The organism is Paragemmobacter amnigenus (assembly GCF_009908265.2).
GTDB classification, from domain to species: Bacteria; Pseudomonadota; Alphaproteobacteria; order Rhodobacterales; family Rhodobacteraceae; genus Paragemmobacter; species Paragemmobacter amnigenus.
Genome location: NZ_JAAATX020000019.1, coordinates 16,830 through 28,743 on the forward strand (window position 1 = coordinate 16,830; position 11,914 = coordinate 28,743).

14 protein-coding genes are annotated in these 11,914 nt (G+C 61.1%); all 14 read left to right on the forward strand.

Annotation, left to right across the window (positions count from 1 at the left end; all coding sequences use genetic code 11):
• The first annotated feature begins 169 nt into the window (after positions 1–169).
• The 14 genes from GU927_RS19995 (at position 170) to GU927_RS20060 (ending at position 11,791) form a co-directional block, all read left to right on the forward strand.
• Positions 170–508, forward strand: a complete 339-nt coding sequence (locus tag GU927_RS19995; RefSeq protein ID WP_161764169.1) for a hypothetical protein — start codon at positions 170–172, stop codon at positions 506–508.
• Positions 492–1,115, forward strand: coding sequence for a lytic transglycosylase domain-containing protein (locus GU927_RS20000; protein WP_232489288.1), 624 nt, complete (start codon positions 492–494; stop codon positions 1,113–1,115). Before GU927_RS19995 ends, GU927_RS20000 begins: the two co-directional genes overlap by 17 nt.
• Positions 1,116–1,136: 21 nt before the next feature.
• Positions 1,137–1,436, forward strand: a complete 300-nt coding sequence (locus GU927_RS20005) for a TrbC/VirB2 family protein (protein ID WP_161764170.1) — start codon at positions 1,137–1,139, stop codon at positions 1,434–1,436.
• Positions 1,437–1,451: 15 nt separating this feature from the next.
• Entirely contained in the window at positions 1,452–1,718 is a 267-nt protein-coding gene (locus GU927_RS20010) for a VirB3 family type IV secretion system protein (RefSeq protein WP_161764171.1), read from the forward strand.
• The gene (locus tag GU927_RS20015) at positions 1,708–4,050 is read left to right on the forward strand and encodes a VirB4 family type IV secretion system protein (protein WP_161764172.1); all 2,343 of its coding nucleotides are present in this window, start codon (positions 1,708–1,710) and stop codon (positions 4,048–4,050) included. Before GU927_RS20010 ends, GU927_RS20015 begins: the two co-directional genes overlap by 11 nt.
• Before the next feature lie 245 nt (positions 4,051–4,295).
• Positions 4,296–5,408: a lytic transglycosylase domain-containing protein gene (locus GU927_RS20020; RefSeq protein ID WP_217765742.1), complete on the forward strand. Its 1,113-nt coding sequence runs from the start codon at positions 4,296–4,298 to the stop codon at positions 5,406–5,408.
• Complete coding sequence (locus GU927_RS20025; protein WP_161764174.1) at positions 5,405–6,196, forward strand: type IV secretion system protein; 792 nt, start codon at positions 5,405–5,407, stop codon at positions 6,194–6,196. The genes GU927_RS20020 and GU927_RS20025 overlap by 4 nt, the downstream gene beginning before the upstream one ends.
• A gap of 2 nt (positions 6,197–6,198) precedes the next feature.
• Positions 6,199–6,681: a hypothetical protein gene (locus GU927_RS20030; protein ID WP_161764175.1), complete on the forward strand. Its 483-nt coding sequence runs from the start codon at positions 6,199–6,201 to the stop codon at positions 6,679–6,681.
• A complete protein-coding gene (locus GU927_RS20035) occupies positions 6,681–7,679 on the forward strand; it encodes a type IV secretion system protein (protein WP_161764176.1) in 999 nt (332 codons plus the stop codon). The genes GU927_RS20030 and GU927_RS20035 overlap by 1 nt, the downstream gene beginning before the upstream one ends.
• Before the next feature lie 66 nt (positions 7,680–7,745).
• A complete protein-coding gene (locus GU927_RS20040; protein ID WP_161764177.1) occupies positions 7,746–8,426 on the forward strand; it encodes a virB8 family protein in 681 nt (226 codons plus the stop codon).
• Position 8,427: 1 nt separating this feature from the next.
• Positions 8,428–9,144, forward strand: a complete 717-nt coding sequence (locus GU927_RS20045; RefSeq protein ID WP_161764178.1) for a TrbG/VirB9 family P-type conjugative transfer protein — start codon at positions 8,428–8,430, stop codon at positions 9,142–9,144.
• Positions 9,141–10,460 (forward strand): TrbI/VirB10 family protein, encoded by a 1,320-nt coding sequence (locus GU927_RS20050; RefSeq protein WP_161764179.1) that lies wholly within the window; start codon positions 9,141–9,143, stop codon positions 10,458–10,460. The genes GU927_RS20045 and GU927_RS20050 overlap by 4 nt, the downstream gene beginning before the upstream one ends.
• Entirely contained in the window at positions 10,460–11,446 is a 987-nt protein-coding gene (locus tag GU927_RS20055) for an ATPase, T2SS/T4P/T4SS family (protein ID WP_161764180.1), read from the forward strand. Before GU927_RS20050 ends, GU927_RS20055 begins: the two co-directional genes overlap by 1 nt.
• 69 nt (positions 11,447–11,515) lie before the next feature.
• On the forward strand, positions 11,516–11,791 hold the full coding sequence (locus GU927_RS20060; protein ID WP_161764181.1) for a hypothetical protein: 276 nt from the start codon (positions 11,516–11,518) through the stop codon (positions 11,789–11,791).
• Positions 11,792–11,914 lie beyond the last annotated feature (123 nt).

Consider the following 11,914-nt stretch of genomic DNA (forward strand, 5'->3'; position numbering starts at 1 on the left):
GCGGCTGCATGCAAGGAGAGTTTGCCAAATCAACCACAGGTTAGGCCATATAATCTTCTTTCATCATGTTTGTCATTTTTGTGTTGAATGCGCCATATGTTCTGTTAAGCATCGCCCCACAGAGAAATCTGCGATACAACGTTCCCAACAGATGATCCGAGGGGACCCCATGAATACCAAACGGCGCGCATTGCCTGTCTTGCTGGAACGCGATTTCCGCAAGCTGGCCGCATCCGAAGGAGCGACTGTTGAGATCGAGTGTGTTTCTGCGCCCAACCCCGACGAACGGTTCTCGGGGGAATGGCTGTTCTACGTTGTCAGCCCCACCGGCGAACGCTTCCTATTGGTTACGGCCCTTGCGCGGGAACGCATTGTCAACTCGCCAATCGGCATGTTTGGGCTCGCCTTCGGCAAGCTTAATCTCGACCATCTCGACGTGCCTGCTGTCGTTGGCGCTGTCTGCACTGGCATGCGGAGCCGCCCCGGCGGAAGTGATCCGCTGGAATGAGCCGGCAGGGCAGGGGGGTGATGTCGAACTCGCGTCTCTGGAAACATCCGTCCTGCGCTATGACGGTCAGGGGCAGCTGATCGTACCCGTTCGCTCTGAACCGGTTCAAGAAGAGATCCGGGAGGGGGAGGGGGTAGAAGCGGTTGCCGACGTCTCCTACAGCACCAAAGGGGTTGCAGCCCCAAGGGATGTCCTGCCACAGGTCCGGCTGATTGCCACCCGCTACCAAGACCATCCGGCCTTGGCGCGACTGGAGCTTTCGCCGGCCGAATGGTCTGCCTTTTTCCAAGCGATGATCAAGGTTGAAAGCAACTACACCCAAGGCGCTGTCAGCCACGCCGGTGCGCTTGGCCTCGCGCAGCTGATGCCTGGGACGGCTGATTACCTGAACGTCGATCCAGCCGACCCCATCGAAAACCTCGACGGTGGCGCGCGTTATCTGCTGGAACAAATGGCAGCCTTTGGCAGCCTGGAGCTAGCCCTTGCCGCCTATAACGCTGGCCCCGAAGCCGTCCGCAAATACGATGGCGTACCGCCCTACGCCGAGACCCAATCCCACATCATGAAGGTGATGGCGGTCTATGACCGCATCCTCACTGAGCTCTGAACCAAGAAGGACTAACCCATCATGCAAAACGAACACGTGGCTCTTCTGGGCCTGACCCTTTGCACCCTTTTTCTGGCGCAATCTGAGCCTGCCTTGGCGCAGGTGGTCTTCACAAAAGCCGAAACCGTGGCCACCGGCGTACTGGCCTCGTTCCGGGGTACGCTCGCGACAGCCTTCTTCGGCATCGCCTTTGTCGTGACCGGGTTCCTTGCCGCCTTCAACCGGATCTCCTGGGCTTGGGTTGCATTGGTCGTTGTCGGCGCCTTCCTCGTCTTCGCCGGCCCCGCCATCGTCGCTAACCTGCGCTCGTCCTTCAGCTGAGGCGAGACCAGACCAATGGAAAAAAGCGCGGTCATCCTCGGGCTTTCGCGGCAAGCCAAGTTTCTTGGCCTGCCGATGCCCTATGCCATGGCGGTGGGAGCAATGACCGTGCTGCCCTTCATCTTGTTCAAGCCTGTCTGGTGGTTTCTGACCGCCCCAGTCTGGTACGGGCTTGCGCGCGTGGCCACCAAGCTGAACCCAAACGGACACCATATCTTTGCCGTGATGATGCAGGTGACGCCGATGGCCATCCTGAGGAAAGGACGGCGTCATGTTTCTTGAGAAAGAGGTGCTGCGGGGCAGGGCGCGAGCCCTGATCTCGACGGACCCGAAGATCTATGCGCATTTGCCTTATGTCATCGAGCTAGATGACGAGGTGGTGCGCACCCGCGACAACGGGCTGATGATCTCGCTCGAAGTGACTGGCATTGACGGGATCACCTCCGGCAGCTCAGCCATCACCGCGCTGCGCGCGGGCTTCGCTCATCTCCTCGACACGCTGGATGAGCGTTTCAGCTTCTATCTCCACCGGATGATGCGGCCGGCCCAGACCCAGCTGAAACCGATCCACGGCCAGAGCTTTGCCGCCGATATCGACCGGGCCTGGGGCGGTGAACTGCAGCGCCGCAATCTTCAGGAATCCGTGTTGATCTTGACAGTGGTCCGGCGACAGGTTGCCCCGCTGGCGGTGCCGCTCTTTGGCAAGGCGGCGGCAAAGGTCTGGGGGGAGGATACTGACCGGAGGCTGGAAGAATTGCGCGAGGTGGTCTCGATCCTTGAGACCGGTCTCGGCGTCAAATCCCACCGCCTCAAGATCAGCGATGGCAGCCTGATCGGTTTCTACTCCTCGCTTTTGACCGGCGAGTTGCGCAGCAAACCGCGCAGCCCCTTCGGCATCATCGCCGAGGATGCCAGCGATGCCGCCATCCGCTTCGGCAAAGGCCAGTTCACAGTGGAGGAGGGGGCTGACACGCCCCGCGTTGGCGCCGTCCTCTATGTCAAATCCTATGCCAATTCGACCTGGCCCGGCATGCTGGATGCATTGGGCGCGTCCCGCGACACCATCATCACCCACAGCTACACGCCGATCGAGCGCGGCAGCATTACCGAGCGGGTCAAACGTCGCGTCGCCCAAATGCGGGCCTCGGAGGACATCGCCGCCACGATTGAGGCGCAGCTCTTCGAGGCTGCCGACAAGTCCGAAAGCGGCGAGCTTGGCTTTGGCATCCACCAGATGACCATCACGGTCTTTGCAGGTGATCAGTCGGCTCTCGACACCGAAGTCGCCCGCATCCGCGGTATCGCCCACCAGAACGGCATGCGGTTGGTTCGCGAAGTCACAGCCCTAGAGGCCGCCTTCTTCGCGATGCACCCTGGCAATATGGACTACCGGGCGCGAGATATGACGGTCTCGTCTTTGAACTTCGCCGATATGGCAGCGCTGCATGCGGCCGACACCGGCACAGAGGCCGCGCGCCTCCCATGGCAAACGCCGCTCACGCTATTCCAGACGCTGCAAGGCTCGCTGCATCGGTTCAGCTTCCATGAACCCGGCGACCCAAAAGCCGAACCGACAAATGGCCACACACTCGTCTTGGGCAAATCTGGTGGCGGCAAGACCACGACCGTCGCCTTCCTCGCGGCCCAAGCCCAAAGGGCAGGGGGCCGGACGATCATCTTCGACAAGGAAGCCGGTCTGAAGATGGCGGTCAGCGCACTTGGCGGCCGTTACGCGGAAATCCGGGCCGGACGACCGACCGGGCTGAACCCTCTTGCCACAGAATCCGGTGAGCGTGGCGAGGCATGGTTTCTCGATTGGCTAGTAGCTCTTCTGGAACAGCGCAGCGGACCGATGACACCGCTGCAATCCGAGGCCCTGAAATCCGCCATTTCCCAGAACGGCAAAGCCTGGGAAGGGCTGCGCAACTTCCGCGCATTTCAAGAACTGTTTGGTGACGTCGGCGACGGTCTCGATCTGGCGCAGCGGATCAGCGAATGGGGACCAGAAGGACGTTATGGCTGGGTCTTTGGCGAGGCCGATGAGCCTGTGGTGGATTTCACCAGCCATGATGTGACGGCCGTCGATCTCACCGAAATCCTCGACCTCGGCACCGAACGTACCGCGATCCTCGGCTATCTCTTCCGCCGCATTGAGATGCTGATCGAGGAAAAGCGCCCGACGCTGATCCTGATCGATGAAGCCTGGAAGGTGCTCGACGACGAATACTTCGCCAAGAAGCTCGCTGAATGGCTGGTGACGGCCCGCAAGAAAAACGTCGTCGTCGTGATGATGACGCAGTTCCCAAGCCAGATCCGGGGTTCCAAAGCCCGCTCGATCCTGGAAGCGCTGCCGAACCAGCTCTTGTTCCCGAACGGCGAAGCGGCCAGTGCCGACTATGACGGGTTTCGCCTTACCGATGGCGAGTTGGATTTTGTCCTGAGCCCGATCCCGGGCCAACGGATGGTGCTGTCACGCACGCCGCGCAGCTCAACTGTACTGAATGTCGATCTCAAAGCTCTGGGGCCGCTCTTGACGGCGCTCGGCGGTGGTCAGGCCGGGCTCAATGCCTTTGGTGCCGACTACGCCAATCGGCCCAAATTCTGGAAGGAATGATTATCTAATGAAATCAATATATTACATAACCTTGATTATGCGAGTCCGGTTTTGGGCTGTCATGATGGGTGCAACCTTCGGACTCGTCGCCTGCACAGGCGTGCCGATTGCCAAAACCAATTGCTGGGCCACCGCCGGTTCCACTGTGACCACTTCCACCATGGGCGCAAGCCCGGATGCCGGGCTGGTCTCGCGCGGCAACACTTCGGGTCTTGATGTCATTCCCTGCCAATAAACCTCTTGGCATGATCGGGGCATTGGCCTTGGGCGCTGCGGTCCTGCCTTGGCCTGCGACGGCGCAAGGCGTGCCGATTGTCGACCCGAAGTCGATCATCCAGCACGGACTGGAAATCGCTCAGATGTCCTATCTGACCGGTGGGCGCGAACTTGAGGCCGACAAAAAGCGTCGCATCGACGAATTGCACCAGGATCAGCTCGATGCGCTGGATGCCACGCTGGCGATGATGACCGGCCAGACACCGTGGATCGGTGATCTTGAAATGATCCCCGGCGCTGAGGCTGAAGTCCTCTACGCAGTTGAGGACAACAACCCTTATGCGGACCGGCTTTTCGGCGATGCCAAGACCAGCATCGAAGAGATGATCGTGGCCACCGCGCAGAAATACGCAGGTCACCCTGGTCTTGCCCGCGCCGGATTGAACCCGGTCGAGTTTCGCATCTGGTTCCAAAGCCTCGTGAAACAGGAATCCGGATTCTCCATCGGTGCGCGTTCGCCCGTCGGAGCCTTTGGTCTGACGCAGGTTATGCCCGATACCGCCAAGGATCTTGGCATTTACCCCGCTTACTATGACGATCCGATGCTGCAGCTGGATGGTGGCGCGCGGTACTTCCTGACCCAGCTCAACAAGTTTGGCTCGGTGCCGCTGGCCTTGGCGGCCTACAACGCCGGTCCCGGCAATGTCACCAAATACGGTGGCATCCCGCCCTTTGAGGAGACGCAGAATTACGTCGTCCGCATCACCGGGTTCTTCAACGCCTATGCGGGCAAGATCACTGGCGTGGATCAGGTAGGCACCTTCGATCCGCGCGACATGGCGATCGCCGAGGCCAGCAACACGGCTGACGCTGGCCTGCACTATGGGATGGCCGCCTCTCTCGAGATTGAGGCTTCGCTGAAGCGCCTGCGCTCCATCATCGAGCGCATCCCAACGACCAAATCGACCAAAGAGGCCCTCGACCTCAACAGCTATGCCCGAGCGGAAGCCGTCCGCATCGGCCTCATGGTCGAGCGGGTAAAGGCGACCCGCGTGAAGGTCGATCAGGCCCGCTATGCCCTCTGGCTGCAGGCCTATGCCATCGACGCAACATTCATCAAAGTGAAGGGTGGTTCCGAATGATCCGCAATCTTGTCCGGGGTCTAGGCCCTTTTCTGATCTCTGCCGCGATGCTCTCCCCTGCCCTAGCGCAGGGCGTGCCGACCGTTGACCTCACCAGCATCGCCAAGATCGGCGAGGTGCTGACCGAGGCCAAACTGCAGGTGAAGGAGATGATCGCCTCCAACCTCAAACTCGATGAGCAGATACTGAAGCAGATCGAACAGATCGCCACTTTGAAGGCGCAGCTGGACGCCTTGCGCAACGGGTTGACTTTGGAGGCCCTGGGCATCCCGGACCCGGACACCTTTTTCGATGACATTCTTCCGGATGTGGCGGACCTGACCGGCGGGCTGATCTCGGCGAAAGATGGCAATTACTCTCTGATGACGACCTCGGGCAAAGTGGGTGACAAGCCCGCCGCACAATATGTCTCGGAGTTCTTCGCCTCTGCCGGGCTTGATGTGGCCACCGTCGACACTCTTGCGAACAGTGAAGACGAAGGGGCAGCGCGGATCGGCACGCAAGCCAACACCGCCGCTTTCCTCTCGGCCGCCGCAGAAACCTCCTCGGTCAAGGCCTCGGAAAGCCTCGAGCGGGTCCACGAGCTCGTGCAGGAAATCCCCGACACCGAAGGGCTGAAAGAAGCCATCGACCTCAACACCCGCGTGACGGCGGAACTGTCGATCGCGCTCGCCAATATCTGGAACATGGAATCCGCCCAGCTGATGGGCATGGGCGAAGCGGGCGTTATGGACGCCGCCACTGCCGCCGAAGAGCAGAAGTTCATCAAAGTCCTAGGGGGAGAATGAGCATGGCCAATGATTTCAAAGTGCGAATGATGGGCGGTGCCATTGGGCTGATCGCGGTTTTCTCGGCCGCAGCATGGGCCGAAACCCCTGTCCCGGCAGACCTTGCCCAAGAGGAAGCTTATCTCGACGTTTTGCCGAAGGTCGATGTGCCAGAAAATGTGGAGCCGATCCCGGGAGCAAGGAACGAGGAATTCCGGAACTGTGAGGCCGCCTGGCCCGCAGGCTACGCGTTGGCGCGGTCTGGTCCTGAAGCACGGGCTCTGCGCGACATCTACAGCTTTGTGCGCGCTCGAAATGTCATTTCCACGAGGGACTGCGGTTGCTCTGGCAAAGTAGCAAACTGGGCAGGCGTCGAGGAGCTCGCGGCTGCTTTGCGCGAGTGGCATGATACCGAGCGTCTTGACTGGCAACAAACAGAGTTGGTTTCCGCGGAGGCAAAGAAGCTGATCGCGATCGCCGAAACCATGTGTGGCGGCAGCTTCTGATGGACAGCGTCTCGACCATCCTGACAACGCTGGATGCGGCGATCACCTCTGCGGGGCGGCAGTATTTCGAGGCGACAGCCGGAGCTGTCGGGCCGATCTACACGACCCTGCTTGCCCTTCTGCTCGTCATGGTCGGGATCAATGCGGCCTTGAATGTCTATCGGATTTCCATGCGCGACGCGGTTCAGCTGTCGTTCCGGATCGTGATGGTCCTGATGTTCGGTCTGACCTGGTCCAACTTCACCCAGATCTATGAGGCCGCCAGCAACGGCTTGAGCGCGCTTGCGCTGGAGTATTTCCGCTTGGGTGGCAGTGGCGTTGGGGCCTCTGCCACGGCGGCGATGGATGACATGGCCAACATGATGGCCGGAAACGTCGACTCTGTATCTTCCGCGATGTCCTCGATCATGCGCGGTTTTGTGGCCGCCGTCCTCTACGTCGTCCTCGGTGTGTTGATGGCAGTCTATGTTTTCATCGTTGGCTTCTCGAAGCTGATGATCGCCTTCCTTCTCGGGGTCGCTCCGATCGCCATCGGTGCCACGATCTTCGAGAAAACCAAGGGCATGTTTGAGGCTTGGCTCTCGGCCATGATCGGCTATCTGATGTATCCGGTCGCCTCCGCCGGGGTCATCGTCGCTGTTGTCACCGTGGCGCATGATGTGTTCCGGGAGACTGAGGACGTGACTGACCTCGGCTCGATCCTCGGCTTCTTCGTCATCGTCTTTGTCGGGATCTTTGCCTTGATGGCGATCCCGAATGCCGTGACCCACATCACCGGCCAGATCAGTCTCGCAAGCATCGCACCGCAGGCGCTACGGGTTGCGGGCAAGCCCTTGGAAAAGGCTTCCGACTATTCGGCGCGCCGGATGAGCGAAGTGCGCTCGGGTTTCATGCACGGCAAGACCGAACACCACCATCTACGCGATCAGGCGCGGTCCGATGCCGAGCGCGGCCAAGCCGCAAGGGCGCGGTTGGGTCAATTCATTCGCGACAGTTGACGCTGAAGAACTGGCCCACGCCGCACGACTGCCGACCGCGCAAATCCCCATTTCCGGAGCACAACGATGACAGGTTCACCCCCTGAATTGAGAAGTTTTCTCGAAGCCGAGATGTTCTACGGCGTCAAAAAGCGCGAGCGGATCGCCTATCTGGTGGCCGGCGGCGGGCTGGCGATCGGCATGATGGGCATGATCGCGGTCGTCACAATGCTCCCCTTGAAACAGACCGAGGCCTTCCTCGCCATCGTCGACAAGGACACTGGGGTCGCTGAACGCGTGGTCGCCGTGGAAAAGGCCGGGATCGAACAGGCCGAAGCCATCCGGCAAAGCCTGCTCTTCGCCTATGTCACCGACCGCGAAACCTATGACCAGCACGACAATGAAACCCGCATTCTGCGCGCCTACACCTGGTCCGAAGGCAATGCCCGCCAAGGCCTCGTGAGCCTCTGGACGGAAGGCAACGCCAACTATCCACCCAAGCTCTACGGCCAGAATTCCAAAGTGATCATAGACATCCTGTCGATCACCCCGGTGACGGATACCACCGCCCAAGTGCGTTTCACAAAAACCTGGGTGTCCGATGGTGAGGGCGTGCCTGACCGTATCGGCAAGTTCACCGCCACCGTCACCTACCGATTTGATCCGTCCAAACAGACCGCGCTCGATCTGGTCTGGCAGAACCCAACCGGGTTTTTGGTGACGGATTACCGCATCACCGCAGAAACCCTCGCCCCCACGGAGGAATGACATGACCCATCCCCTGACCCTTCCTGCGCTCGGGCTTCTGATCTCGATCACCGCCCTGCCCGCTTTGGCCGAAACCGCACCCAAGCCCGGCAGCCATGATGCCCGTGTGACCTATGCGACCTATCAGGAAGGCCAAGTGTACCGGATCAACACGCGCCTCAGAAACGTGACCCTTGTCGAACTTGGTGAGGGTGAGAAGATCCAGTCCATCGCCATCGGCGATCTCGAAAGCTTCAAAATCGACAAGCTGGAGCGCGCCAACCTCTTCATCATCAAGCCCGTCGTCGCAGGGGCCACGACCAACCTGACGGTCGAGACGCAGCGCAACATCTATTTCCTGCAAGTGACGGAAGGTGGTCGTGGTGAGCCGAACTATTCGGTGAAGTTTACTGTGCCGGGCAGCACGCGTGCGGCAGCAACCGGCACTGACATCCCACCCTCCCTGCCCATGACGTACAAAATCATGAAAAAGGGCCGCGCCCTGCCCGGCTTTGCGCCAGTGTCGATCTCGGATGACGGCCGCAAGACCACATTCGTGATCCCACCCGGCGCGCCGATGCCGACGATCTTCCGGGCCGATGCAAAGGGGCAAGAATACTCGGTCAATTCCTCTGTGCGCGGCACCACCATCACCGTCAGCACGCGCTCTGAACGTTGGGTTCTGCGCTATGGCGAAGAGTACGTCTGCGTCACGGCCGAGCCGGGGGTAAGCCAATGACCGACGAGACCCAAGCCGAAAAACTCACCGCCCGCATGGAGCGCATGAAACCTTCCGAGGCCCCGAAGCGCCGCCGGGGCTTGAACCCCTACGCGCTTTCCGCCGTCACAGCCGTCGCCGGTGTCGGCGTCGGGGCCTGGCTGGTTCTGGCCGCACCCGATGCCCCTGCCCCCGCACCTGCGATCGAGACGGCTTCGGTCAGCGATTTTCAGGGCGATGGCACGGGAACCGATGGCTTCAGTGTCTCGCGGCCAAAGCCGCAGATCGTCCCGGCGGCGCCGGATACCTCGGAGGCCGAACGTTTGCAGGCCGAGATCGAGGCGCTGAACGCGCAGATCGCCGATCTGAAAGCCAATCCGGTGACCGTCACGGATGAGGCGGCACTGGCAGACCTCAAAGCGCAGGTTTCTGCCCTTGATGCCGATGCAAAGGCCCGGGCGGCAGCGCTGTCCGATCTTGAGCGCGAAAACATCCGGCTGCAGACAGAGCTTGAGACCAAAGCGCTGATCGATGGTGATTCTGAGGCCGAGGCAGCGCGCGCCCGGGAAGAAGAATTGGCCCGGCGCAGGCAAGAAGCCGAGATGCTGAACGAGGCGCAAATCCACTCCGACATGGTGGCCTTGCGCTCCAGCATGGACATGGGCGGTGAGGCTGGCGGAGCGGCCCCTGCTCCGGGTGCGCCGGGACAGGCGGCCACCGGCGATGATGCGTTTCGCAGGGCGGGGGCCAAGGCAGCCGAGGTCCGGCAGGCGGAGGTCATCGCCGACCCTGCCCACACCATCATGCAAGGCACCTTGATCGAAGCGGCACTTGAGACCGCGATCAGTACCGATCTGGCTGGCAATGTCTCTGCCATCGTGAGCCATGATGTCTGGTCGTTTGATATGTCCCGCGTGCTGATTCCGCGCGGCTCGCGTCTATTCGGGCGCTACGATTCCGAAGTTGATGCCGGCCAGCGGCGTGTGCTGATCGCTTGGGACCGGCTGGTCACCACAGACGGTCAATCCGTGTCCCTTGCCGCCTATGGCACGGACCGCATCGGGCGATCGGGCTTGCCCGGTGCGGTCAGAAACCATTTCCTCCAGCGGTTTGGGACGGCCGCGCTGATTTCCCTGATCGGGGCCGTGCCAACACTGGCAGCCGACAAATACGCGGCCAATGAAGTGGCCTCGGACACCGCCGAAAACGTCGGCACCGATCTCGGTGAGGCGGTCAATACGGTGATGGCCGACTATCTCAGCATCCCTCCGACGATCAGCGTCAACCAAGGCGCAGTCGTGATGATCCGTGTCGATGCCGATCTGGCGTTTTACTGATGAGCTATCTCGACACCTATCTCGGGCAGCTCGATGCTGCCCTGTCGGACCCGGCCGTCATGGAACTGGCAATCAATGCCGATGGGTCGATCTGGCTGGAACGCGCGGGGCAGATCCATATGACCTCAAGCGGTCTTGCCGCCCTGCCCGCCCGCTTCGTGCGGGATCTGGCCTCCCAGATTGCCAACTCGACCTCGAACACCTTCACGGAAACTTCGCCGCTGGTTTCCGCAGCCGTGCGCTACCGCGATCTGATGCTGCGCTGTCAGGTGGTAGGCAGCCCTGCCGTCTCGGGCGGCACGGTGATCGGCATCCGGGTGTTTCGGTCCCGGCACGGCGATGTTCGGCGCGGCGCCAAATCCTTCAGCTTCATGCGGGGCCAAGAAAACTCTCTCGAAGAGGAACGCCGCGCGATGGTGGCAGAAATCCGCGCCGGATCAGAGGGCGCGGATGTCGAGGCGTTTCTGGGCAAACTCGTGTCCGAGCGGCTCAACGTCATCGTCTCGGGTGGGACATCGACAGGCAAGACCGAGCTCGGTCGCAAGCTTCTGGAAATGGTCGCCTCCGACGAGCGGATAGTTACCATCGAAGATTCACTCGAACTCCTCCCCGGCCAGCCCAATTCCGTCAGCCTGATCGCGCAGCGTGACGAGGGTTCACCCAGGTCTGCCGACAAGCTCTTGCAGGCGACCCTGCGTTTGCGGCCTGACCGGATCATCCTCGGAGAGTTGCGCGGGGCCGAAGCCGCGACGTTTCTGGACGCGATCAACACGGGGCATTCGGGGTCTTTCACCACGCTGCACGCTCATTCGGCACGAAAGGCGATGGACCGGCTGTCGCTTCTGGTGATGGCGCAGGGCACCAAGCTCAGCTTCGGCGAGGTCATCCGATACCTGCAAACCTCGATCGACGTGATCCTGCAGATGGGCCGCATCGGCGATCAGCGCGGGATCATGGAAATGTATTTCCCCGGCCTCGACGACTGACGCCGCCGCGTCACCCGACAGCGCCCCCACTTCTTCCCCATTCCCGGCTCTTTGCCCCGCAGGTACCCCATGGAAAACGACAGCAATGCAGGGCTGAAGCGCCCGGAAACAGAGCGCCGCGATTTGGAGCGTCCGGCAACCGAGCGACCCAAGGAATACTTCTCGGTTCGCCTAACCCTGTCGGGGGCAGCACAGGAATTCGAAGACCCCCGCCAGGCGGGCGAGGCGTTCTTCCGCGCTGATCCCGCCGAGCGGCCCTCGGTCGCGCATATCGATGGCAACACAGCCCGTACCATGGCCCGGACAGAAATCCATGGGGTGCATGAGACTGGCGAGACACGGTGACCTGCCACTGAACTTTCATCCAGCCGCGACCGGAGCCGGTAGCTGATTTACGCCTTTCGGCGTAGGTTGAGCAATCGCCCGGCGCGCGGAGCTCTCATCGCGTGCAGCGGGACGGGCGATTGC